This is a genomic window from Pseudoalteromonas sp. McH1-7 (assembly GCF_013366255.1).
In the GTDB taxonomy this organism is placed as follows: Bacteria; Pseudomonadota; Gammaproteobacteria; order Enterobacterales; family Alteromonadaceae; genus Pseudoalteromonas; species Pseudoalteromonas peptidolytica.
In genome coordinates, this window is the sequence record NZ_JABWPQ010000006.1 from 106,171 (window position 1) to 131,579 (window position 25,409).

General features: G+C 42.4%; 21 protein-coding genes. 16 read left to right on the forward strand and 5 right to left on the reverse strand.

Going from position 1 to position 25,409, the window contains the following annotated elements; all coding sequences use genetic code 11:
• Nucleotides 1–217: 217 nt before the first annotated feature.
• The 11 genes from HUZ36_RS06160 to HUZ36_RS06215 all read left to right on the forward strand — a co-directional run bounded on the left by HUZ36_RS06160 (nucleotide 218) and on the right by HUZ36_RS06215 (nucleotide 11,309).
• Nucleotides 218–928: a SapC family protein gene (locus tag HUZ36_RS06160; RefSeq protein ID WP_125253895.1), complete on the forward strand. Its 711-nt coding sequence runs from the start codon at nucleotides 218–220 to the stop codon at nucleotides 926–928.
• 350 nt (nucleotides 929–1,278) lie between these two features.
• Nucleotides 1,279–2,307, forward strand: coding sequence for an isoaspartyl peptidase/L-asparaginase family protein (locus HUZ36_RS06165; RefSeq protein ID WP_176032365.1), 1,029 nt, complete (start codon nucleotides 1,279–1,281; stop codon nucleotides 2,305–2,307).
• Nucleotides 2,308–2,385: 78 nt separating this feature from the next.
• Nucleotides 2,386–2,814 (forward strand): CBS domain-containing protein, encoded by a 429-nt coding sequence (locus HUZ36_RS06170; protein WP_125253897.1) that lies wholly within the window; start codon nucleotides 2,386–2,388, stop codon nucleotides 2,812–2,814.
• Nucleotides 2,815–2,933: 119 nt separating this feature from the next.
• Nucleotides 2,934–6,827 carry an ATP-dependent RNA helicase HrpA gene (gene hrpA, locus HUZ36_RS06175; protein WP_176032366.1) on the forward strand — a complete coding sequence of 1,298 codons (3,894 nt, stop codon included), beginning with the start codon at nucleotides 2,934–2,936 and terminating at the stop codon, nucleotides 6,825–6,827.
• An 81-nt stretch (nucleotides 6,828–6,908) separates the two neighbouring features.
• Nucleotides 6,909–7,292, forward strand: coding sequence for a response regulator (locus tag HUZ36_RS06180; protein WP_125253912.1), 384 nt, complete (start codon nucleotides 6,909–6,911; stop codon nucleotides 7,290–7,292).
• Between the two features lie 8 nt (nucleotides 7,293–7,300).
• The gene (locus HUZ36_RS06185; RefSeq protein ID WP_128732724.1) at nucleotides 7,301–7,591 is read left to right on the forward strand and encodes a PilZ domain-containing protein; all 291 of its coding nucleotides are present in this window, start codon (nucleotides 7,301–7,303) and stop codon (nucleotides 7,589–7,591) included.
• A gap of 786 nt (nucleotides 7,592–8,377) precedes the next feature.
• Nucleotides 8,378–9,175: a PhzF family phenazine biosynthesis protein gene (locus HUZ36_RS06195; RefSeq protein WP_176032367.1), complete on the forward strand. Its 798-nt coding sequence runs from the start codon at nucleotides 8,378–8,380 to the stop codon at nucleotides 9,173–9,175.
• 100 nt (nucleotides 9,176–9,275) lie between these two features.
• Nucleotides 9,276–9,734, forward strand: a complete 459-nt coding sequence (locus HUZ36_RS06200) for a YaiI/YqxD family protein (RefSeq protein WP_128732206.1) — start codon at nucleotides 9,276–9,278, stop codon at nucleotides 9,732–9,734.
• A 2-nt stretch (nucleotides 9,735–9,736) separates the two neighbouring features.
• On the forward strand, nucleotides 9,737–10,159 hold the full coding sequence (locus HUZ36_RS06205; RefSeq protein WP_128732205.1) for a GFA family protein: 423 nt from the start codon (nucleotides 9,737–9,739) through the stop codon (nucleotides 10,157–10,159).
• 221 nt (nucleotides 10,160–10,380) lie between these two features.
• Nucleotides 10,381–10,776 (forward strand): ACT domain-containing protein, encoded by a 396-nt coding sequence (locus HUZ36_RS06210; RefSeq protein WP_176032368.1) that lies wholly within the window; start codon nucleotides 10,381–10,383, stop codon nucleotides 10,774–10,776.
• 8 nt (nucleotides 10,777–10,784) lie between these two features.
• Nucleotides 10,785–11,309 (forward strand): GrpB family protein, encoded by a 525-nt coding sequence (locus HUZ36_RS06215; protein WP_128732203.1) that lies wholly within the window; start codon nucleotides 10,785–10,787, stop codon nucleotides 11,307–11,309.
• Between the two features lie 84 nt (nucleotides 11,310–11,393).
• Here HUZ36_RS06215 and HUZ36_RS06220 read toward each other — a convergent pair whose 3' ends face one another.
• Nucleotides 11,394–13,814, reverse strand: coding sequence for a hypothetical protein (locus HUZ36_RS06220; RefSeq protein WP_176032369.1), 2,421 nt, complete (start codon nucleotides 13,812–13,814; stop codon nucleotides 11,394–11,396).
• Between the two features lie 74 nt (nucleotides 13,815–13,888).
• On the opposite strand from HUZ36_RS06220, the gene HUZ36_RS06225 reads away from it, so the two are divergent.
• Nucleotides 13,889–15,634, forward strand: coding sequence for an MFS transporter (locus tag HUZ36_RS06225; protein ID WP_176032401.1), 1,746 nt, complete (start codon nucleotides 13,889–13,891; stop codon nucleotides 15,632–15,634).
• Nucleotides 15,635–15,724: 90 nt separating this feature from the next.
• Nucleotides 15,725–16,990 (forward strand): Xaa-Pro dipeptidase, encoded by a 1,266-nt coding sequence (locus HUZ36_RS06230; RefSeq protein ID WP_125253907.1) that lies wholly within the window; start codon nucleotides 15,725–15,727, stop codon nucleotides 16,988–16,990.
• Nucleotides 16,991–17,101: 111 nt separating this feature from the next.
• Here HUZ36_RS06230 and HUZ36_RS06235 read toward each other — a convergent pair whose 3' ends face one another.
• From HUZ36_RS06235 to HUZ36_RS06245, 3 genes are all read right to left on the reverse strand, one after another.
• The gene (locus tag HUZ36_RS06235; protein WP_176032370.1) at nucleotides 17,102–17,944 is read right to left on the reverse strand and encodes a glycosyl hydrolase family 18 protein; all 843 of its coding nucleotides are present in this window, start codon (nucleotides 17,942–17,944) and stop codon (nucleotides 17,102–17,104) included.
• Nucleotides 17,945–18,049: 105 nt separating this feature from the next.
• A complete protein-coding gene (locus HUZ36_RS06240) occupies nucleotides 18,050–19,075 on the reverse strand; it encodes a hypothetical protein (RefSeq protein ID WP_176032371.1) in 1,026 nt (341 codons plus the stop codon).
• A 228-nt stretch (nucleotides 19,076–19,303) separates the two neighbouring features.
• Nucleotides 19,304–20,665 (reverse strand): phosphatidylserine decarboxylase family protein, encoded by a 1,362-nt coding sequence (locus HUZ36_RS06245; RefSeq protein WP_128732197.1) that lies wholly within the window; start codon nucleotides 20,663–20,665, stop codon nucleotides 19,304–19,306.
• A gap of 359 nt (nucleotides 20,666–21,024) precedes the next feature.
• On the opposite strand from HUZ36_RS06245, the gene HUZ36_RS06250 reads away from it, so the two are divergent.
• The 3 genes from HUZ36_RS06250 to HUZ36_RS06260 all read left to right on the forward strand — a co-directional run bounded on the left by HUZ36_RS06250 (nucleotide 21,025) and on the right by HUZ36_RS06260 (nucleotide 23,200).
• Nucleotides 21,025–21,651 carry a LysE family translocator gene (locus tag HUZ36_RS06250; protein WP_176032372.1) on the forward strand — a complete coding sequence of 209 codons (627 nt, stop codon included), beginning with the start codon at nucleotides 21,025–21,027 and terminating at the stop codon, nucleotides 21,649–21,651.
• A gap of 43 nt (nucleotides 21,652–21,694) precedes the next feature.
• Nucleotides 21,695–22,495: a helix-turn-helix transcriptional regulator gene (locus tag HUZ36_RS21940; RefSeq protein WP_128732195.1), complete on the forward strand. Its 801-nt coding sequence runs from the start codon at nucleotides 21,695–21,697 to the stop codon at nucleotides 22,493–22,495.
• A 93-nt stretch (nucleotides 22,496–22,588) separates the two neighbouring features.
• Entirely contained in the window at nucleotides 22,589–23,200 is a 612-nt protein-coding gene (locus HUZ36_RS06260) for a LysE family translocator (RefSeq protein WP_176032373.1), read from the forward strand.
• Between the two features lie 68 nt (nucleotides 23,201–23,268).
• On the opposite strand, the gene metG is transcribed toward HUZ36_RS06260, so the two are convergent.
• The gene (metG, locus tag HUZ36_RS06265; RefSeq protein WP_176032374.1) at nucleotides 23,269–25,305 is read right to left on the reverse strand and encodes a methionine--tRNA ligase; all 2,037 of its coding nucleotides are present in this window, start codon (nucleotides 25,303–25,305) and stop codon (nucleotides 23,269–23,271) included.
• Nucleotides 25,306–25,409: the final 104 nt, after the last annotated feature.

A 25,409-nucleotide genomic window follows, 5' to 3' on the forward strand; every position in this document is an offset into this window, starting at 1 on the left:
GCATATTTAGTAGAAAAAGAAGATGACGGTCGCAACAATACAACTTTTTAATTAGGTAGAGAGCTAAATATAGCGAGTCTTAACAATCCCAACGTTAGCTCACTCCTTATTCAAGGCTCAGGTTAAATAAATATTTAACTTCCAATTTGCCCCGAAAACCGCTAGCCTTAGGGGCAATAAATAAAGTAACAAATACGTAAAATAATGGAGCAGTATTATGGCAGAGCAACAAGTGCAGCCTTTACACAACGAGAAGCACGCTAACATTAAAGTTAAAAACGGCGTGAATGTTGAATTCCTTAAAACTCAGCACTTAATGCCAGTGGTTGCACACGAATTTGCACGTGTAGCGACTGAATTCCCAATGGCTTTTGTTAAAAATTCAGAAACTGGTCAATTTCAAGCGGTTGCTATGTTTGGTCTTCAGCCAAACGAAAATCTATTTGTTGAAGGCGACAAGTGGACTGGTAGCTTTGTACCAATGGCAGCAGCTCGTTACCCGTTTGGTTTAGTTAAGCACCCAGAGCAAGATCAGTTTGGTATTGTGATTGATGAAGCAAGCCCGTTAGTTGGTGAAGAAGAAGGCAATGCGCTTTTTGAAGACGGTAAAGAGACTGAGTATTTAGCACGTCGTAAAGAAGCGTTAGTAAGCTACGTTGAGTTTGCTCGTGTAACTGAAGCATTCACTCAGTATCTTGCTGACAAAGAGCTTTTAGTTCAACAAACGTTAACTGTAGAGATCCGTGGTGAGAAGAAAGACATCAACGGTATCTATCTTGTAGATGAGCGCAAGTTAAATGAGTTAGGTGACGAAGATTTCCTAGAGCTACGTAAACGTGGCTATTTAGCTCCGATCTTCGCATTTTTGACTTCTACGCATCAAGTGGCGCGTCTAGCTCGTATTAAAGCACAGCGCGAAGCTAGCTAAACGCTTTTAGATATAGAATGATTCGATAGAAGCGCTTCCAGAGGAAGCGCTTTTTTTATGCTCTAACAGTCACACCTTTGCTCTTTGTAAGTCTTGATGCTCCAAGCGATAAAACTAATCGAATTGATCTTTTTCCTTGCTTACAGGGCATAGGCACCTCGGCAGGAGCAGGACGCAAAAGCGGGGTTATCGACAAAATTTTCTCGCCTCAAAATAGACCACTTAATTAAGATAATTGTTATAAAAAATCACCTTTAACTTAATAATGCACAAACATTTCAACGTGAATACTTGCATCCTTCTATAGTTCATCACATGCTGTTGGCACAATAAAGAACCAAGGTAAAAAAATGAATAAAACTTCTTTGTTTGCATTCATGCTAGCGTTGACGACAACAGGTGTGATGGCTGAGGCGCAATCAAAGCCATTTGCAATCGCTATTCATGGCGGGGCGGGCACAATTGAGCGTAGTAACTTCACGCCGGAAAAAGAAAAACAATACAAAGCTAAATTAAAAGAAGCCGTTGAGGCTGGCTATAAGGTACTGGCACAAGGTGGAGAAAGTCTTGATGCAGTAACGGCAGCCATTAATATTCTTGAAGACTCTGCATTTTTTAATGCGGGGAAAGGTGCCGTATACACCTACGATGAAGGTCATGAATTAGACGCATCAATTATGGATGGTCGTAACCGTCAAGCAGGCGCAGTGGCTGGCGTAAAGCACATTAAAAACCCCATCAATCTGGCAAAAGAAGTCATGCAGCACTCTGTACATGTCATGCTAAGTGGTGATGGTGCAGAAGATTTTGCTAAGAGACGCGATTTTGAGTTAGTGGAAAATAGTTACTTTGACACTGATGCTCGTTACCAGTCGCTCTTAAAGGCGAAAAAGCGATTACAGATGAAAGAAGCCGCCACGAAAGACTATCAAGCAGCACATCAGCAATTAGAGAGCGAATACAAGATGGGGACTGTCGGTGCAGTGGCGCTTGATAAGCATGGGAATTTAGCTGCAGGAACGTCGACAGGTGGGATGACGGCGAAACGCTTTGGACGAATAGGTGACTCACCCGTGATTGGTGCAGGCACATTTGCAGATAACCGCTCCTGTGCAGTGTCTGCAACGGGCCATGGCGAGTATTTTATTCGGTATAATGTTGCGGCCGATATTTGCGCTCGCGTTGCTTATCAGGGTAAGTCGATAGAAAAAGCAGGCAAAGAGGTTATTTTTGACACGCTTTACCCTGTTGGTGGCACCGGCGGTGTGATAATTGTAGATCCCAATGGCAATATCAGCATGCCGTTTAATACAGTAGGAATGTATCGAGCAAGTAAATCCTCAAGCACCGAAACGTACGTAGGTATTTATCGCGACTAAAACAATATTAGATTAAGCAACTTCTTAAAACGCCAACTACTATTACTATGATAGCTGGCGTTTTAATGGAGATGGGCAATGCAATCAATAAAAGTCGCAGACTACTTAAATCATCGACCTGTAACATTTAATCAAGATATGCGCATAGAGGCTGCAGTTGAAAAACTGCTTCAAAGTGGACAATCTGGTGGCCCTGTCATCGATGAAAGTCGACGAGTCATCGGCTTTTTGTCTGAACAGGATTGCCTTAAAAAAATGTTAGAGGCAACGTATCAAAATGAGTCTCATAGTGTTGTGTCTGATGTGATGACAAAAGACCCGTTATGTGTAAATTGTGAAGATAGTATCGTGCAAATCGCAGATATGATGAGTTGTAATAAGCCCAAAATCTACCCTGTTGTTGACGAAGATAAGCGCTTACTGGGCGTGATCAGCCGGGCGAATGTATTACTCGCAATAGATAAACACTTACATGATACCTATATGTCTGGGCAACGATACGTATAACGTCTTTAGTAATACATTTATTAGCGCAAAATAAGACGTACTGATGAAATTTAGTTGGGTTCGTCCTACTTGATTTGCTAAACTACACGGCGTTTTATGTAATCACAAGGTGTCGTGTAGTGCAGGTTGACTCGCTGTTTAAAGAGCTAAATTCATGTCTTAAAAAGGATCACTTCGTCCTCAAAAAGCGCCTTCATGGTGCAAAAAAAATTACCGATCAAGAAAAACAAAAGCAGGTTATTGCAAAAATCGCAGCAGCAATTGCAAAAAGCCAGCAACTAAAGGTAACGAGAAGCGCAAATATCCCGGCAGTAGAGTACCCTGAACAGTTACCAGTAAGTCAAAAGAAAGAAGATATAAAAGCAGCGATTGCTAGTCACCAAGTGGTGATTGTCGCTGGTGAAACCGGATCTGGTAAAACCACTCAGTTACCAAAAATTTGTTTGGAACTTGGGCGCGGTGTGGATGGTTACATTGGCCACACTCAGCCTAGAAGGCTTGCCGCTAGAAGTGTATCGACTCGTATTGCAGAGGAGATTGGTTGTGAAATGGGGCAAGAAGTAGGGTTTAAAATTCGGTTTTCAGATCAAGTTTCCGATAACACCTACGTAAAATTAATGACTGATGGTATTTTACTGTCTGAAATTCAGCAAGATAGATTCCTAAATCAATACGACACCATCATCATAGATGAAGCGCACGAGCGTAGCCTTAATATTGACTTTATTTTAGGTTATCTAAAACAGCTCCTGCCTAAACGCCCAGATTTAAAAGTAATTATTACTTCTGCAACGATTGACCCTGAGCGTTTCTCCAAACATTTTAATGACGCGCCGATTATTGAAGTCTCAGGTCGAACCTATCCGGTGGAAGTAAGATATCGCCCAGTCGAAGATATTGACCCACAAAATAGCGAAGCAGAGAACGATCAGCTACAAGGGATCTTTGACGCAGTTGATGAGCTGTGTGCAGAAGGGCCAGGTGATATTCTGGTATTTATGAACGGGGAACGTGAAATACGTGATACCGCTGATGCCTTGGCAAAGCGTAATTTAAAAGGAGTCGAAGTATTACCCCTCTATGCGCGCCTTTCAAACGCTGAACAAAATCGTATTTTTGCACCGCACAGCCAGCGCCGTATCGTATTATCGACAAATGTGGCAGAAACGTCTTTGACTGTACCTGGTATACGTTATGTTATCGATCCTGGTACTGCGCGGATCAGCCGCTATAGTTATCGCACCAAAGTTCAGCGCCTACCGATTGAGGCTGTATCTCAAGCCAGTGCCAATCAGCGAAAAGGTCGCTGTGGGCGGGTGGCATCAGGTATTTGTATTCGTTTGTATAGTGAACAAGATTTTCTTGGCCGCCCAGAGTTTACTGACCCTGAAATCTTAAGAACAAATCTTGCGTCAGTTATCCTGCAAATGCTTGCACTTGGACTTGGTGATATTAGTCAATTTCCATTTGTTCAAGCGCCTGACAGCCGAAATATAAAAGATGGTATGTCGCTACTCGAGGAACTTGAAGCGATTGTACCTGCAAAACGTAGAGAAAAAGCTCAACTCACTGATTCTGGGCGTAAGCTAAGTCGCCTTCCAATAGACCCCAGACTTGCCAAAATGGTCATGTCTGGTGCGCAAAATGGCGCACTTTGGGAGGCTATTGTAATCACTGCGGCTTTGTCCATTCAAGACCCCCGTGAGCGGCCGCAGGATAAGCGTGCAGTAGCAGACGAAAAGCATAGTCGTTTTGAGAGCGAGCACTCTGATTTTGTCGCCTATCTTAATCTTTGGAACTATATTGAAGCCCAGCAACAAGCGCTAACCCGAAATCAGTTTAGAAAGCAATGTCAAAAAGATTTTTTAGCCTATATGCGAGTGCGCGAATGGCAAGACATTGTGTATCAGCTCACAACGGTGTGTGAAGAGCTGAGTTTTAAAGTCAATAATACACCCGCAGCAGATGAAGCTATTCACCAAGCCTTACTCAGTGGTATGTTGAGCCATATAGGGGTAAAAGACGAAAAACAAAAGCAGGTCTTTAAAGGGGCGCGCAATAGTCAGTTTCATATTTTCCCGGGCTCAAGTTTATTCAAAAAAAGTCCAAAATGGTTGATGTCGGCAGAGCTGGTAGAGACCAGTAAACTGTATGCACGGGTCAATGCAAAAATCGATGTGAACTGGATAGCGCCTTTAGCCAAGCATTTGGTTAATCGCAGTTATAGTGAACCGCATTGGGAAAAAAAGGCCGGTGCAGTAATCGCATTTGAACAACAAACTCTCTACGGTTTGATTATCGTAGGTCGTAAGCGCACAGTATATAGCGAGATAGACCCTGTAGTTAGCCGTGAAATTTTCATTCGAGAAGCCCTAGCCAATGGGCAACTTGGGCAAAGTGAAGGCTTTTTAACTGCAAACCAAAAGTTAGTTGATGAAGTGCAAGCACTTGAAGACAAAGCTAGGCGTCGCGATATTTTGGTTGACGAAGAAGATGTAGTGGCATTCTACCATGACCGAATTCCACAGGATGTGAATAACCGCGCTGCATTTAACAAATGGTGGCGAGTTAAAAAGCAAAAAGACAAGCGCTTTTTACACATGACCCGAGAACTGCTAATGAAGCATGGTGCGGATCATATTAATGCCACAGATTACCCCGATACTTGGCAACAAGATAACTTGATATTGCCGCTAAGTTATCACTTTGATCCTGGCCAAGCGCTTGATGGCGTGGTGGTTAATATACCACTGGCGTTACTAAACCAAATTAACGATGAGGGTTTTGATTGGCATATTCCTGCACTTAGGCATGAACTGGTATGTGGATTGATTAAATCTTTACCAAAAGCCTTACGACGGAACTTTGTTCCCGCGCCAAACTATGCTGATGCCGTGCTTGCCTCTGTGGAGGTAATGCAAGGTCCATTTTTGGAAGCGGTTGCAAATCGTCTACTTAAAATGACTGGAGTGAAAGTTGCGCTGACCGACTGGGATACAAGTTCGCTTGAACCACATTTAAAAATGCAGTTTCAAGTAGTGAATGAACACGGAAAAGTAATCGCTCACGGTTTTGATTTAAGTTCGCTTAAGGCCAAGTTGCAGGGGCAAGTGACACAAACGCTCTCTCAAGTCGCCGAACAGGGGATTGAGCAAACCGATATTCAGCAGTGGAATTTTGGAGAGTTGCCAGAGCAGTACACCAAAAAACAAGGGAACTATGAGATTAAAGCATATCCCGCGTTGGTTGATAAAAAGCAAAGCGCAGCAATAGAACTTTTTGATAATGAAACAAAAGCACAAGCGGCACATCAGGCTGGTGTACGGCGACTTATCTTGCTTAATGTACCTTCACCCGTGAAGTACTTACAGCAACATTTACCTAATAGGGCAAAGCTTGGCTTATATTTTAATCCTTTTGGTAAAGTGCAAGACTTAATAGACGACTGTACTGCTGCTGGAGTGGATAAGCTGTTGCTCGAATTTGGTGAGGTGCGGGATGACAACGCATTTGAACAGGCTAAAGAATACATTCGAGCTGAATTAGGTGATACGGTTGTTGAGATAGCAAAACAAGTTGAATCACTGCTCAGCGTGGCTCATAGTATCAATAAACGCATGAAAGGACGTGTTGATTTAACCATGATCACTGCGCATGGTGATATTAAATCGCAGCTATCTGATCTTGTTTTTAAGGGCTTTGTAACAGCACACGGGGCACAAAAAATCGCAGACATTTTACGCTATATGAAAGCCATAGAAAAAAGACTTGAAAAGCTTGCTGTAGATCCAAATAGAGATAGGTTATGTGTACTAGAATTGGAAAAGGTAGCGGCGGCTTATCAAGATAAGTTAGCAAAAGTCCCATCAGGATTCCCGATACCACCATCGCTTAAAGATATTTTTTGGATGCAACAGGAACTTCGCGTGTCTTTGTTTGCTCAAACATTAGGAACCGCTTATCCTATTTCGGCTAAACGTGTTCTTAACGCAATAAAAGAGTGTGAAATATAAACTTGCATTTTAGAGTACGACAGTTACTTTATTATATGAGGAAGTAAAGTTTTGGATTGTGAGAAGGAAGCGGCATTGGTTATGTCCACACGAGAGAAAAGGAAAAATACGCCGCACCTGTTAGTGGTTGACGACGAGTATTTTAATTATGAAATGCTCGAGGTCGCATTGTCTGGGGTGTTTGAGCTTAGTTATGCCAATTCAGGTACCAGCTGTTTATCTAATGCAATTGCAGATCCTCCCGATGCAATTTTATTAGATGTATGTATGCCTGGGCTTGATGGCTATGATACATGTCGGATGCTGAAAAACACGCCAGAGACGAAGAACATTCCAGTGTTGATGGTGTCAGGCTTAGAATCTGAAAAAGAACAAAAAGCAGGTTTTGATGCCGGCTGTGATGCGTACGTAGTTAAGCCATTTTCGATGCAGTCGTTATTAGAAAAAATAAAATCAATGGTGTAGGAGCACACATGATCAATGAAGATAAACGTCGCTTTATGCGTATGTCTGTGGATGCGGTGGCACAATTAAGAGAGCTAGAGTCCGGAAAAACACACGAAGGAGTGTGTCATGATCTTAGTGCTACTGGCCTTTCTGTAACAATATCAGACCCTGTAGAAGCAAATACTGTTGTTGATATTTTTATTGATTCAAGTGGTGATATGATCCAGCCTTTGAGTGCCCATGCTACCGTGATACGTTGCAGTCAAGAACAAGACGGTCAATGGATTGCAGGTTTAGAGATCACCAAATTTAATTAGTCCAAGCCCTATATTGAGAGTGTCTTATCGTTATCAACCTGATGTTATGCAATCAAGCGCGTTTGGTTTTATACCTCACTGATCACATCACCACAGTGTCAATATTCGCAATATACTCGCCAATAAAGCCTCTACTGGCGAGTATGTACTTGACTTAAAAGATGTAGAGGTATCGAAGCTGATACCTAAAACAGCACTGGTACCACCAGCATAACCCCATTTTTTCTAAATAACTTTATTGCCAACGGTGAGCTGGTATATAAAACCTATATCTACAGGGTATAAAACGACACAAAGAAAGTGGCGATGGATGCCAGTGCGAACATGGTGTATTCAGTGATTGATTGTTTGCGCTTTTCTTCATTGTCTTTGGGTGTTGTTGCTATCATTAATAAGCTCGTGATCAACATAGCTAGAGAGTATAAACATAAGATAGATAAAACAGCATCTGTAAACATATAAGCCTCGACTATAGGTTGGTATTAGTGTCTTTTTAGCAGACGGTTATGGCACTGCACGTATTGATTTGCGATAGGCTAGTTATACCGTTTCGACTTAATACATGATCAATCTTAGGGCGTAAATTTGATTCAAAGCATATAAATATCTTGATGATGAGGGCATCCAAAAGCGATGTTTTAGACGAAGGTTTTTGTACCTCAACATAGACAACTCTATTAAGCTAATTGATATAGATCCCTGAACAGCAGTGCATTTAATTATGTATTCGTCCCCAATGGGAGTAAATTATATCCTACTTTCAGATATTTCTAAAAGGAGTAACAGATGCGGTTCGAGTATTTTGTGGTAGACGCTTTCACTCGTAAGCGGTTTGGAGGTAACAACGCCGCAGTGGTAGAGGTTGAGCGGTGGTTTAGTGATAAGTTGATGCAGCAAATAGCCACTGAAAATAACTTGTCTGAAACCGCGTTTGTTAAGGCTTTAGATAAAAGTAATTATGAGATCAGGTGGTTTTCACCCATTACTGAAATTGATTTCTGTGGACACGCTACTTTAGCTGCGGCTTATGTATTATTTAACTGTAGAGGAAACTCTGGTGAAATACTCTTTCATACTCAGGAGGTTGGAACACTTGTCATCCAACAATCCGCTGACGGTAGAATTGTGATGAAATTTCCGAATCTAGCACCAATTGTAGCGGATGTACCAGATGCGCTACTCAAAGGAATTAGCATAACACCCACTCAAGTACTCAAAAATCGCCAAGCTTACTTCGTTATTGCAGATAACGAGCAGCAGGTACGTGATTGTAAATATGACAGTGAAGCGTTGAAACTGCTTGCACCACATGATGTTGTTGTTACTGCAAAAGGCGATAGTGTTGACTTTGTATCTCGTTATTTTTGGCCCGCCAATGGTGGTGATGAAGACCCCGTTACGGGTTCAATTCACGCGGGCCTTGCACCATATTGGGCAGATGTACTCGGAAAATATAATCTTCATGCGCATCAACTCTCTAAACGTGGTGGAGAGTTATTTTGTGAGGTAACGGGCGCGAATGTGATTGTGTCTGGGTTTGGTGTACTATATGCCAAAGGCATGTTTGACATTGATGACGAGTAGATATCAGGTTTTAGTGCAAGTAAGGGCTTGAACCATTGCTCAAATTAATAGGTTAGCTGAGTGTCAAAGGTATTCAGCATTAAATTGAAAAAGAGTCACTATGACAAAACAAATATGGGTTGACGCTGATGCTTGCCCCGTGGTTATCAAAGAAATGTTATTTCGAGCGGCAGTGCGTACTTCTACCACTGTCACTTTGGTTGCGAATCAGTACCTAAAGACCCCGCCATCTCCTTTTATTCAGAAACTACAAGTCCCAAAGGGTTTTGATATTGCTGATAATGAAATAGTGAAGCGTGTCAATGAGGGGGATCTTGTGATCACGGGTGATATTCCGCTCGCTGATGAGGTTATTGAAAAAAAATGCACTGCGCTAAACACTCGCGGTGAGTTGTTAACCAAAGAAAATATAAAATCACGTTTAAACATTCGTGATTTTATGGATACTATGCGTGCCAGCGGAGTACAAACACAAGGTCCTCCGCCATTATCTCAATCTGATAAACAAAATTTCGCAAATCAATTAGATACTTGGATCACCAGAAATAAAAAGGATTAAATATGGGCTACAAAGCGAGCTGCTTGTGTCAAACTGTAAAAATTGAAATCCGTGGTGCTATCTCTGACATCATCCATTGTCACTGTTCGTTGTGTCGAAAGTCAACAGGAACCGCTTATGCAACCAACGGCTTTGTTAAAGCAGACGAATTTATAGTGCAAAGTGGTAAAGATTCGCTCAAGGCATATACAGTCAAACCGGGACGAAAGCGCCATTTTTGCGTACACTGCGCAAGCCCAATCTATAGTTCAAACGATGCAGACCCTAACCGTATTAGGCTCCGCCTTGGCATTGTAGATTCAGATATTAATGAACGCCCAATGTCGCATAATTTTGTCTCTTCCAAAGCCAATTGGGATGATTTAGACGACTGCTTACCGCGATATGATGCGTTTGAACCGAATCGAGATTTAATACCAACTTGACTTAATACTTGTTCAATTTGAAGGAGTAAACCTGACGCTAACAGCGTTAAAAATTTCTTATTTAGAACAACTAAATAGCAAAGTTTTTGCCTTGACTACATGGGGGTAGGTACCTTGGCGATAGCAGGGCGTGGTAGCGGAGTTATCGACAAGATTTTCTCGCCTCAAAATAGACCACTTAATTAAGAAAATTGGTATAACTTTAACATCAGGAGACAACAGTGGCAGGAATTAATGAACTTTCGCGGTTATTGAAAGAGATCGCACCACAGTTAGATAGCACACCTTATGTTTTTTGCACCGTAGACAAACCTTTGCTCGAGTGTCTAACACTAGACCCTATCGCCACTTTTGTTGAACACGAAGGGCTAACATTAGTTGTTAAACAATCGGTCGCAGATGCTCATGAACTGGCTTATTCATGTGTGATGAATAAAATCACTTTACAAGTCCACTCTAGCCTTGAAGCGGTGGGACTGACCGCAGCATTCTCAAATGCGTTAAAAGAGGTCAATGTTAGCGCAAATGTTTTCGCGGGTTTTTATCATGATCACATCTTTGTACCAGCAGATGATGCGAGTAAAGCGATATCTGCGATTCAAAACTTGGCAACGTAGGAGTGTGTATGTCAGTCATTGAATTTGTACCATACAAGTTAATGCCAGCAAGCTTTAATCCATGGCGCGAAATATTTATTGAAGTCGCTGATGAAGTGATAAAGGAAATTGCACATCCAGAGCTTCGTTTTTTACACTTTGGCTCAAGCTCGTTTAAAGTTGCAGGTAAAGGGATCATTGATATATCTGTGCTGTATCAGCCCGGTCAATTAACAAAAGCAGTTGCCTATCTAACCAAGCTTGGCTTTGAAAATCAGCATAGTGACAAACCATTTCCTCCTACTAGGCCACGTAAGGATATTGCGGTACGGTTTCAAGGTGAACTGTTCCAAATTCATGCTCATATTATCGAACAGGACAGTGAAGAACATCGCAAGCAGGTGCAATTTAAAGCGTACATGCTTGATAATGTCAAAGCTCGCTCAGAATATGAGGAACAAAAGCGGCAAATCATAACACAAGGTATTGCTCAACAAGATGACTATGGCAAAGCCAAAGCTCCGTTTGTAAAGCGTACATTATCGGCGCTATAACTTCGGCTTCAGATTTCAATATAATGGCGTCTCATCGGAGCGAGTAGCGTTTTTACATACGCTGCTCGCTACAAGGGGTTAGCATTACAGGTTAATGGTTTTAGTCAACTGAAGTGGTTCACCATCAACGTCAAACTCACCGGTTATTTTAAGTACGCCATCTTTTAATCCCCGTAACTTATCTACGCTAAAAGTTTTACTTTCATAAGGTGCAAAGGTAACGGGCAGCTGCCAAAGTGGCTCATCATTTTTGAATGAGTAAAATGGAATAAAATTAACACGCAATACACCACTTGACGCACCTGAATAGGGGCCGTTAAGTGTGATAGTGATATTATCACGAACACTAACTTTCATTTGAACACCATCAAAAGGTATCTTTGGCGTTAGAAGTGGCTTTTGTTGTGTTAATCCGTTCCAATGAATCACTAAGCTTTTAACGCTTGGTGTTGGCAATTCAATACGGTGCTCACCAAAATCCAGAGTTTCAGAGTAGTTAGCCATACTTAGTGTCATATGATGATTACTAGGGTTGTTGACGTACAGATAGTGCTTTTCGTCAGAAAAATAGCTTTGGATGTTGATACCACTTAGGGTAAAGAGCGCATTGTCGCCAAGTGTTGATTGCCATTGCTGCAGTAAGCGATTGAGGGTTTTATGCTCAGTTTCCGTGACTATTCTTGATTTCTGTTTGTTAAAGATTTCGCGAAGTGGGGTCATACAACCACTTAACTGAGCGCTATATTTCACACAAGTGTTAAAGGCTCTGCGAAGTAGCGCTGCATCGTTAAAGTGCCAAGGGTTAGTGGTTTGTTCATTCGTGATCAAGTAGTCATGCGCAGCAAAGTACGGCGTTATTCTATGATTGTTATTTCGGCCAATAAGGCTTATTTTTTGCAAGCTAAGGTCTGAAACACCAATTTGGATCAACGGTAGCCTAGCCAGTTGCTCATGGTGTTGTGTTTTCATTTTAATAATCAGTGCATCGTCCCGCTTTGAAAGCGTGAGCGCCACTTGATGATATAGCTTAATATCGTTGCGTAATTGCGGCAGCAGTGCGACGGATTTTGCGGGAAATAACTCTTGATTGCTAGAAACTGTTAACTTCATCCCTTCTTGAAGGGTAAATTGCAGTAGAGTGTCTTTATTAAAATCAATTTCTTTTGGTTTAACGCGTCCGAGACGCGCATCTAAGCTCTCGATTGTTAAATCAGCGATTAACGCAAAGCCAATTTCCCCTCGTTTACTCTGCTCTGGTTCTAAGTCGATTAGTGCTGCAACACTATGCTCATCAAGTGAGTTGATTAAAGGTGTTTTATCGGGGGCGGGAAAATCCATCACGGCATGTGTAGAGGAAAAGTTTGGATGAATATCGAGACGATTAAGTGTTTTGCTTTCGGTATTTCTGAGCCAATATGTGGCACCGTTTTGCTCCCAAGGCCCATCGACAATATAAAAACTTGGCGTGGCAGAGCGCACAAACGCTGCAAACTGCTGTTCAAGCTGAGGCCAATCGGGGAAGGTCTGTTTTAAGAGTGCATTGGCAGTTGGCAAGGTGTTTTCAGAGTGAGGATTTGCGTCCATTAATTTGCCGATAAAGCGTTTAAAATATTGATATCGCTCAGGATCGCTCAATAAAAAATGTACGATAAAGAAGTTGAGCCCGCGTTTGAGCGATGGGTCGTCATTGATGGCTTCAAAAGATGGCTGGCCATTTTGATAATACTGCTGTAAACCCAAGTGCAGATAATTCATTGGAGCACGGTCAAAAACCATCACAGTTAACTGCTTTTTATTTGGATCATATACGTGGCTTGCAATGGCATCAGCCATCCCCTCAGTGATCCAATTCGGTGCCCAAGTTGAGTGACCGTTCAGTGCCATATGAAACGCATGCATAGTTTCATGGATCACGATGTAGCGTTGGTGATGCTGGCGATGACTCGGAAAGTTGTACCCTGCACGGTTATAAAACATCGTTTCGCCGCCAGCTGTTTTATGTACGCCGCGCAAAAAGCCATCGTCCAGCATGGCTTCTTTTGTACGTTGGCGTGAACTGCCATAAACGACAGCGATTCTCTTCTTATCAATCGCGGCGGGTGCCATCCCAAACAATTCAACATAATGAGGATAAGACATTTCAAGTAATTCTAAATAAAGTTTTACTTTGTCTTCAGGCAGGTCACTTTTGAGTGCAAAATGTTTACTCACCCACCAGTCATATCCCCGCGAGTTAGCTATTTTTCCTTCGCTATAAGTGAGCGGAATTTGTTTACCAACGTGTTGGATATCGATGTGCTTCAGTGTACTAACTCGGCCATTAACGCTCACTTCAGAGCGCATATCAGCAGGGCTTGGAATAGCGACGATATTGCTTCGCGTAGTTTGGCATCCGCTGAGTAAAGCAAGTAATGCAATTAAAGGAGCAAATACAAGTTGTTGCTTTTGCAGGAAGAGTATTCGTCTATAAAAGGAAATGGTTGGGAATAAATAAAATAAAGACATGATACTTTGCTCTCGTTATTATTCATGTATATTGTATGCAATATAAAATAGCAAAGATAACAGGTATTGTCATTATGCAAAATCAGCAGCAGTGGTGTGAGCCAGATCTCAATGAGACAAATCGGTCAACTTCGTCTTCTGGGTTTGGCCGCACGTTTTACATTGCGAATATCATGGAAATATTTGAACGGCTAGCTTGGTATGGCTTTTTCGCTGTGTCATCAATTTATATGACAACCCCAAAATCACAAGGTGGTATTGGCTTTACTGATATAGAGCGTGGCGCAGTGCAGGGGATTATTCCCTTCTTTTTATATCTTTTGCCTGTTGTAACTGGTGCGCTGGGAGATCGCGTCGGGTATAAAAAGATGTTCTTTTTTGCATTTTTGGTAATGACACCAAGTTATTATTTACTGGGACAGGCACAGAGTTTTTGGCCATTTTTTGCAGCGCTGAGTTTTGTTGCGCTGGGGGCTGCTTGCTTTAAGCCTGTGGTTGTTGGCACCGTCAGCCACAGTACAAACGATGGTAATCGTGGTCTGGGCTTTGGGATTTTTTATACCATGGTGAATATTGGTGGGTTTTTAGGTCCTTTGGTTGCTGGGTATATGCGCGCTATTAGCTGGGATGCGGTATTTATGATGTCGGCGATTTGGATTGCCATAAACTTTATCCCCTTGATGTTATTTTACAAAGACCCGCAAACATTACCTAAAACCAAGCAATCTCCTACTCAAGTATTAAAAACGGCACAGTCGGTGCTGGGTAATACCCGTTTAGCACTTGCGCTGTTTGTCGCACTGGCGCTATTGATGTCGGCAGGCGTTGGGTTTTCTGACTACAGTCAGGCGTTTACTTGGATTGCAATCTGGTTAGTAGCTAACTGGGTGTGGGACAGAATGCTTATAAATCGAGCGTCGACTAAAGCATGGTGGCAACAACCGATGAAGGTGAGCAACCTGCCGTTTGCGTTATATTTGCTGATCCTTGCAGGCTTTTGGACTGTTTATAATCAGCTGTTTTATACTTTACCTGTGTATATCCGTGATTATGCAGATACCCGAGATATATTGGCGTGGTTTGGCGATTCTGGCGTCGCGTTTTTAGCGCATGTTGATATTGATAAGTTAACTGCTGCTATTTTTACGCTGTTCAATGAGCTTAAGGAAAGTGGCACGGTATCCATTGAAACCATTAGGCTGGAATGGGTTCACCTCAAAGTGAATGTCCCCCATGAGCAAATACAGTTGATACTACAAACGCTAAACGCGCTTCACGATAATGGACAGACACTTTCACAGCACCAAGCGCAAGCCCTTGCTAAGCAACTCGTACAATATCGTCAAATCAATCCTGAGTATCTCATCAACTTAGACTTTGCAGCGATCGTGGTCGCACAAATTTTGGTGAGTTTTGTCTGTCAGCGATTTAGACCATTTTATGTGCTAGTCACAGGTTTACTGGTGATGGCGGTTGCGTTTATCGCATTACTTAGCGATAGCGACTGGTTAAGCGGTCAGCTCATTGTCACTGTCATATTACTTATCGCGCTGGGTGAAATGCTTGCCTCTCCTAAAAGCCAAGAGTATGTCGCGAGTATCGCGCCTCAATCTCAAGCTGCGTTGTATATGGGATACTACTTTGTTTCTATGGCGCTGGGTTTCTTATTTGCTGGATTTTTATCTGGTTGGAGCTATAAAGTGTTAGTACAAGAAATGGCGGCACCTGAGTTAATGTGGGGACTATTTGCCGCTATCGCGTTTATCACTGCCATTGCATTATTCTGGTTCAACAAAGTGATAATAGACAGAAAAACATAGCACTATTGAAATGGGAACAGTTATTGGTCGCGATCGGTTTGTTTGCAAGCCATATTCTTTCTACACTCAAGCAAAAAATGAGGAAGTAAGATGAATAAAAAAATATGGATGAGCACAGTGCTTTTTGTTTCCAGCAGTGTGTATGCGCAAACGTATGTTTTACACGCTGACTCTGCGATTGATGTGGTGTCAGGCAAGCTTATCTCACCTGCCACTGTGGTCGTTGAAGACAATAAAATTACCTCAGTCGGAAAGTCAAATCGTAAAGCCTATCCAAAGGGCGCAGAGGTGATAGACCTAAGCGGTCACACATTATTACCCGGTCTATTTGATATGCATGTCCACTTAACTTCAGATGCTCATGTTCATGGCTACAAAAGGTTGCAACGTACCGCACCTCGAGCAGCGATCACCGGTGTTAGAAACGCCAAGCGCACACTGGATGCGGGCTTTACTTCTGTTCGTAACCTCGGTGCTGCTGGCTATGCTGACATCGCGCTGCGAGATGCCATTATTGATGGTGACGTACCAGGCCCGCGTGTAAATGCAGCAGGCCCTTCTCTTGGGATCACCGGCGGTCATTGTGACAACAACCTTTTAACCCATGAGCATAAAGTCTTTTCAGAAGGGGTTGCAGATGGTCCTTGGGCGGTAAGGCAAAAAGTACGTGAAAATATTAAATATGGTGCTAACTTAATCAAGTTCTGTGCAACGGGTGGGGTATTGTCTAAAGGCACTAAAGTGGGAGCTCAGCAATATTCTCAAGAGGAAATGACGGCGATAGTAACCGAAGCGCACCTACGCGGCTTAACGGTTGCAGCCCACGCGCATGGTACTGACGGTATCAAGTCCGCAATTAAAGCGGGTGTGAACTCGGTTGAACATGTCAGTTTTGTTGATGATGAAGCCATTCAGCTGGCCAAAGATAAAGGCACGTACTTCTCTATGGACATTTACAATACTGAATATATTCTAGGCGAGGGCGAAAAAGCGGGAATTTTAGCAGAGAGCTTAGATAAAGAACGTAAAGTTGGGGCTACTCAGCGTGCCAGTTTCACAAAAGCGGTAAAAGCGGGCGTGAATATGGTGTTTGGCTCTGATGCTGGGGTTTATCCTCACGGCGACAATGGCAAGCAGTTTAGCCGTATGGTGAAATTTGGCATGACTGAACTACAGGCTTTGCAGGCCGCTACCATTAACTCCGCGACGTTACTCAAGCAAAACACACAATTAGGCTCGCTTGAGGCGGGGAAACTTGCTGATATTATTGCGGTTAAAGGCAATCCGCTTAAAGACATTGGTGTGATGGAAAATGTCACTTTTGTTATGAAAGACGGCAAAGTAGAGAAGCGGTAATAAAGCAGCCCAAGGCCGGTGTCGCATTCGTCAAACACCTTTTACCGACATTAATGTCTCTTCTAAACAGGCTACAAAAGGTAGCCTGCTATCTGTTTCACTGGCGTACATTTATCTATTCAGTGCTTCTGAAATGGTGTTGATCCAATCACCGTTTTGGTCGCTGGAGAATTGCCAATTCATAACGCCACCCAGTTTAGCAATGTTTTGAATAGGCATAATCACCTCGTTAACTATGGTTCTTGCTGGCATGTATCCGGAGCCTGCGTCGCGCATGGTAACGGGGAATCCTAACACTATCTTTTCAGGTGACATATTCGGCAACTTAATATAGTTAAGATATGAGTTAACTATTTGGTCTGGGTTGGCGCTCCAAGGTGGGTTGTTATAAAACTGCACATTTAACCAATCTATATCTTGCCCTACCTGTTCTGCTACCTCAATATATCCTGCCATAGCACCTCCTTGCTCCAGATAAGGAGGCTGAGGTGCATGGGTTATAAGAAAGTCTGGGCTTGGTAGTTGCCTTCTGAGTTCCTGAGTTAAGGCAATCAAAAACTGTGCGCCGTCGTATCCAGCCTTGCCGATGAATGCCGCACTGTCTTCGTAATCAATGTCAACACCATCGAGATGGTTGTCTTTTACAAATTTTGCGAGCGCTTCTGCTAACTGTGCTGTATCTGTGGATTGTAGACGATAAGTATTATAATCCATGTCTCCACCACCAAAAGAGATAAGCACTTTCTGCCCTTTTTGCTGCATAGCCTTGATTGCCTCAACGGTTGCGTTGGTGAAGCTGGAGTGAGTGGCTGCGACCGCACCATTCAGTATTAAAGTAAACGGACTGTCACTTGTTGCAGACAAAAATGCGAGGTTAACCACGTCATAGGGCAGCTCGCTGGCATTAATAAGCGGGATAGCGCCTGAATTGTAGTATGTAATCGTTTTTGACATGCTAGTTCCTTTTATGAAAAGACAATCGACTATTACAAATTAGCTAAGTTTTCCGATATATGAAATTACAGGGGATTACAATAAATAGCCGGTTTGCTAAATAGTTCATAAGTGTAGATTAAATATAGAAGTGCTTGGCCAGTGGCTAAATAGGCTCAGGTAACCCTGCCTGTCTAGTTTGAGAATGACTTCACCACGTTGTGAATTGAATGAATAATGACGGGATAACCCAGACTGAGACATATAGCAGGCGTTGCAGCTGGTACTACGTAATGTAGTTTGCAGTGCGTCAAGGTAAGCACTAGCATCTTTTACCACGTCCTCAGAGTTAAGATCTATATTCAGGACAATACTAAGTAGTCCTGACGTGAAGCCACTAAACCCAAGGTTATTTCCATCTTGATACCAGCTTTTTATCATTTGTTGCAGGGTAATCACGTCTAGTTCGTAATTGGCAATTGGGTGGTTTAAGTTACTATTTACGATAGGTGCCAGTGTCTCAATGAGATGATCCGGTGAGGTGAGTGTTTTTGATTGGCTGTTTTCCCATACTAAATAAAGACAAAAATAGCGGGCAAAATCACCCAGGTTTTGTGCTTTTTGCGTCGCCCAATGATAAGCTGTAGTCACTGTTTCTTCAGACAATGTAAATGCCTGTTCACAATAACAAATAACATTATATAAGGTCAGCTTTTCATCAAATGATGCGCCCGAATTTATTGCTGGATAGTCTAAGTTATAACGATGATAAAAACGCGCTATTTTATTTAAAGCGTTGCTATCAACTAGGTGGTATTTAGTCAATATCTCCGAGAGAATAATGCGCTCTTTCTCTGAATTGTGGCTATTTAAAACAGCTAGTGTCCTGAGGTCTTGGTTATGCAACTCAAACAGTTTTCCAGTGCCCACCGATAAATGAAGTTGGTGTAAATAAAGTAAAGTAGATCCCATTAATTTTAGGCATAACATTTCAATAAATTGTTCTTCTGAGTTGCACTTTACGATTTGTTTTTGTTTTATGAGTGCTTCGGTGCAGGGCATACCCTGGTGAATAAGCTGAAGCAATGTCTGTATCTTATCTGAAAATTGTTGCGGTTGTGATATTTCAGTCTTGTCAATTATGAGCGCCATGACTCTTCCTTAGTTGGTGTTAGGTGTGCCAGTTTTTATTTAACGTGCGATCAAGATGACATGGCATTCAATACAATGAAGTGATTGAGTATCCAAAAGAGGTAATTGAGCGATTAAAGAGGTGCTAATGCGCCTCTTTAATCTGGCGTATCACCATAGAATACAGCAAGCTCACGTTAGCTCCTCCACAGAGGAGCTAAATAGCGCTTTGTAGCACAGTGATAAAGCTTAACATTTTTGCGGGTCATGTAATTTTGCAATCGCAGAGCGTACTCGCAGGCACCCTTTTTCTGCAGGGCAATTCTCTGCACTTTTACAAGCTGGGAACTGCGCATCATCGCTGGCTGGCTCTGCCATAAATGACGCTACCATACCGCGCTGAAATACCAATGCTAAGGTTGAGCCACCATAGCTGAAATAACCCAGCTCTTGACCTTTTTTGACGTATTGGCCTTCATCAACTGTGATTTCTACCGATGAAATCTCGGTGATCCCAATTGGGATCACAGCAACCAGCCCTCTACCGAATTCATCTTCGATAAAAACAATACCACGCGTGTTTACCATAGCTTGATAACCTTGAGATTCAGTGCCAGCACTGGCATCAAAGCCCTCACTACGCAATTCACTGAAGGTAAATCCTTCAATAGTTTGTTTGCGCACGACTTTACCTGAAATTGGTGCATGCCAACGGTGGTAATCCGCGCCAGAGAGGAAGGATTGCATCACATCTCCACCAACAAAAGGCTCGATGAGATAAGAAGGGGTGGGAACATCGTGTTCTTTGCTAATCGCGTTACCGCCGAGCATATCAAACAATGAGTAGGGCTGGCCCTTCAACCAGAACTGGTTACAGTATTGCACGTCTCTTGCTATGCGATAAACAGTACCATCATTTGCAGATACGACTATTTTATTGGAGTCATTGGCAGGAAGTGGTCGATAAGTGTCAAGATCTAACTCTCGATGGAAAAAATCATTATATGAGGTAAAGCCCCAGTAAGTTTGCGCTCTATCTGCATAGTTTTTTGCCTGAGATAGACAAAGTTGCTCTTGGGCACTTTGAGATAGCCAGCCCGTCGGTGCGGGGATTGTGCCTTCAGGATTGAGCACAACTTTAGACTCTTCTGAGTCTAAGTAAGTCTGCCACGCTTGAAGTACTTGTGTAAGCCTAGCATTAAACTCATTCATAACGAATAGCTTATTCCCTGATGGAACAAACATGTAGAAAACAAACAGTTTGGACATAGGGAAAGTTTCTTTTTCGAACTCAGGGGCACGTTGAATAACGTAGTTAATAGCAACGAGCCATTGCGACAGAGTCTCAAAAGCTCGATATGGCTCGGGTACTTCAGTTAACATCTGGGTGGCGAAACGCCTAGCGGTGCTGTCGCTACTCGGTGTGCATGAAAGGTAATCCGAAAGTGCCTGAACTGCGGGTTCATAGCTACCAGAAAAAGCCAGTTCAGCTTGAGTCAAAGTTTCTTTTTGCCACTTTACAATTTGCTCAACCTTATGGTTATCCTCAGGGCTAATTTCTGCCTGACGACTTTCACTAACAACACGTAAAATATTCATGATTTCTTTCATTTGAGTGCTCTCCTTAATAAGAGTGGGTGATAGCGCGAGCTAAGGAGAATGTAGTCTAGTTTTCTGCGATTGACTATTACAGAGAATTACAACTTAGGTGATTATAAAGAGGTTTACCTATACGCAAGTTTTACTGACAAATATTTGAAAATATACCGACTAGAGGAATTGCCTCGGAGGTGTTGGGCGTGCAAAAATATATTCCTTTAAACTCAATAGAAAGCATACGTAAGAACGAAATCGGAGACTGCGAACGCTGGTGCAGATAGCTTAGCACTAGCAACCGAAACATAAAATTGATAAAAATATGACTCGGGCACTTAAATTTTAAAAAAACCACTATGTAAAAGGAAATTTCTATGGAGCTACACTCTCTCACGTTATTCGCTATTGCTTGCTTAGCAATTAACCTGATCCCCGGGCCTGATGTTATTTATATTGTATCTAACACCATGAAAGGCAAAATATCGGCAGGAATGCAGGCTGCACTTGGTTTAGGTACAGGCTATTTTGTTCATACCATCGCTGCTTGTTTAGGATTGTCGGCAATTATTTTGAGTTCGGCTTTTGCATTTAGCGTGGTGAAATGGCTTGGCGCGGCCTATTTAGTTTATTTAGGCGTTCAATCAATACGGTCAATGTGGCGTGGCGACAGCCTGCTACAGCCGAAAAAACCAGAAACTCAAACTGGTAATGTTTTTATACAAGGTATTTTAGTCAGTGTACTGAATCCTAAGGTAGCCTTGTTCTTTTTGTCTTTTTTACCGCAATTTGTGGATCTTGCAGCACCATCAACGTCGCTACAAATTTTAATACTAGGGATACTATTTAGTTTTTTGGCTACGGTTTGTAACTTAGCGTATGCAGTTGCTGGCAGCTGGTTGTTTAATCGACCTAATGCAACACGCTATTCTCGTGCTCTTGAAGGCGTTTCGGGCATGTTGCTACTAGGGTTAGCTGGGAAAGTTATCGTTAGCGAGAAGTAGATCAGTGCTGGGTTACTGAACAAGATAAACCAGGTGGGGGGACGTGGAAAAGTCTAAAATTTGGAAAGACAAGTCTGTTGTAGGGGTTGAGCTCTTATCAGCGCAGTATACCAAGTTTGAGTTTGCCAAACATTGGCATGATGAATTGGCCATCGGTGTGATAGAAGACGGCGCTGAAGGTATTCTCTATGGCGGGCAAAAGTTGATAGTGCCTAAACATCACATTGTGGCAATCAACCCCGCTGAGGTGCATACCGGATTCCCCGGTGTGCCAAGTGGGTGGCGTTATCGGATGTTTTATTTTGATCTCGCATTTTTACAGCAAGTTTTTGACAAAATGAGCGTGCACTTAGAGCCTGTTGTTAATCGCACCATTATTGATGATAAACGTCTGTTTTTAGGCTTGTTACAGCTTCATCAAGCGATGGAGCAAACGAGCTTCACGTTGACGAAGGAATCACTGTTGTTGATAACCTTAGAACAGGTGTTTACCCAGTACGGTGAAGTAAACAACCCTGAACGCACCACTTTTATTGATACGCATAATGTGTTTCGTGCAAGAGACTATCTTTTTGACAACTGGCAGGAAAATATTTCACTCGATGAGTTAGAGGGGCTAACGAACAGTACTCGATTCCAGTTAATCAAAAGTTTTAACTCAACATTTGGCCTGACCCCGCATCAATTCCTCTTACAGATCAAAATACAAAAAGCCAAGAGTTTGCTTGCCAAAGGCATGACTTGTGTTGATACCGCGCTATTCTGTGGATTTTATGATCAAAGCCATTTTAATCGCAATTTTAAGCGGGCATACGGGGTATCACCATCTAATTACAAGTGCTGATATCTACACTTCAGGCGTATTTTCAATTTTGTACAAGACCAAACATTTCGATTTTTGTACTTTGTGTGCTTTCACAAAGGAGAAGTTTTGACAATGAGTTTGTTTATCATTTGGTTTAGTGCCATGTTCCCGTTAATTTTTAGTCCAGGTCCTGCAAATATTGTATTTGCTGCATCAGGTGCCAATGTCGGAGTGAGACGTTCATTAGGACTCTTAGCTGGCGTTGACATAGTGTACGCCCTCAAGTCGCTCTTGGTAGGGTATGGCCTTGGTAAAGTGATTGAGTCTCACCCGATGGCTTTGAATTTTCTGCAACTGATGGGGTCTATTTACCTTATCTATATGGCGACGAAATTTTTTGGCGCATCTACGAACATTTCAGCAAGTGATAACAAAACACTAGGTTTTATGGATGGAGTATTACTGCAAGTATTGAACAGCAAAGGGTGGGTATTAGTTTTGATTATGTTTACGCTTTTTAGCGAGCAAGCGAATGATGCCTTCGGCGCTGCGGGAAATTTAATTCTGGTGTTATGGCTCGCGGTACTCAATATTTCAGTACATTTGGTCTGGATTAAAGCAGGTGACTTGTTGGCGCGAGTATCGAACAACCCTGTTTATAATAAATACTTGGAACGATTTTACGGTGGGTGTTTGTATCTTGTCGCGGTTTGGCTAATTTTCGATAATAAAATTTGGCACTGAGGTCTGGTATCAGCAAAAATAAAGGCTTCTAAATAGAAGCCTTTACTTGTATATAAGTAATATGGTGATTACATCACCCGCATACCAGGCTGTGAGCCTTCGTCTGGATTCAAGATATAAATCTCTTTACCACCAGGACCTGCCGCTAGCACCATGCCTTCTGACATACCAAAACGCATCTTACGAGGCTTGAGGTTGGCAACCATTACGGTTAACTTGCCGATAAGATCTTCAGGTGAATACGCTGACTTAATACCTGCAAACACTTGACGTGTTTCGCCACCTAAATCAAGGGTTAACCTAAGTAGCTTATCTGCACCTTCAACATGTTCTGCGTTTGCAATTTTCGCGACACGCAGGTCAACTTTAGCAAAATCATCAAATTCGATTTCTGCTGCGATTGGCTCTTTGGCAAGCGGACTATTTGGATCGGCTTCAACAGACTGACCACCCACTTTCTTTTCCAGGCTTTCTTTAGAAGACTCAATCATGGCATTGACTTTATCAAGTTCAACGCGTTGCATTAGCGCTTTAAACTTATTGATTTCATGATTAACAAGGGCGCTGTCAATGCTCTCCCAAGTAAGCTCAGTGTTTAAGAAAGCTTCTACATTTTTCGCCATACCTGGAAGGATAGGTTTTAAGTAGGTAAGCAGTACGCGGAATAGGTTAAGACCCATGGAGCAAACATGATGTGCACGCTCAAGAGTGTCTTCATTCTTTGCAAGTACCCAAGGCGCTTCGGCGTCAATAAACTGGTTTGCTTTGTCAGCAAGAGTCATGATCTCACGTATAGCGCGGCTGTATTCGCGGTTTTCAAAGTGTGTCGCAATTGAATCCTTTGCAGCAACAAAGCTATTTAGTAGCGCTTCGTCCATGACAGTATCGCTTAGTTTGCCACCAAACTTTTTGGTGATAAAGCCTGCACAGCGACTTGCTATGTTTACCACTTTGCCCACTAAGTCTGAGTTCACGCGTGCCGCGAAATCTTCTAGGTTTAGGTCTAAATCAGTAATACCACTGTTTAGTTTAGCAGCGTAATAATAACGTAAATATTCAGGATCTAAGTGCTCAAGGTAGGTGCGAGCTTTTACAAAAGTCCCCTTAGACTTAGACATTTTAGCGCCATTTACGGTGACAAAGCCGTGAGCAAAAACATTATTTGGTTTGCGGAAATTAGCACCATCTAGCATTGCTGGCCAAAATAGGCTGTGGAAGTAGATGATGTCTTTACCGATAAAGTGATATAGCTCAGCATCAGAGCCTTCACCCCAAAACTCATCAAAGTTCAAGCCCTGTTTTTGACATAGGTTTTTAAAGCTTGCCATGTAACCGATTGGCGCATCCAACCACACATAGAAATACTTGCCAGGGGCACCAGGTATTTCAAAACCAAAATACGGTGCATCACGGCTGATGTCCCACTGCTGTAGGCCATCTGCAAACCATTCGTCTAGCTTGTTTGCCATTTCCGATTGTAAACTACCTGAACGCAGCCATGTTTTTAACATGTCTTCAAACGCTGGCAAGTCAAAGAAGTAATGCTCTGAATCTTTCAAAATTGGCGTCGCACCAGACATTACAGATTTAGGCTCAATTAATTCTGTCGGGCTATAGGTTGCACCACAGGCATCACAGCTGTCGCCATTTTGATCTTCAGACTTACAGGTAGGGCAAGTACCAGTAACAAAGCGATCTGGTAGAAATATACTTTTTTCAGGGTCGAAGAGCTGCGAGATTGTACGCTTTTTAATATAACCTTTTTCGTCTAGACGAGTGTAAATAAGCTCGCTTAGTTCACGGTTCTCGTCGCTGTGTGTGCTGTGGTAGTTATCAAACTCGATATTAAAATCGGCAAAGTCACGTTGACGTTCAATGCTTACCTGCTGAACCATTTCTTCTGGCGTAATACCTTGCTTCTGTGCATTAAGCATGATTGGCGTGCCGTGCGCATCATCTGCACAGACATAATAAGCTTCATGGCCTTGTAGCTTTTGGAAGCGAGACCAAATATCGGTTTGAATATATTCAAGCAAGTGGCCTAAGTGTGTTGGGCCATTTGCATATGGTAATGCACTGGTAATGAGAATTTTTCTCTTCGTCATAACGATTCCATGAATTTAGCGCGATCTTTTTAATTGATGGTGTTGAATTGGCTTATTTTTCACCTTATTGGCGCTCGAATGCACAAGTGCGTGAGGTGACTTAC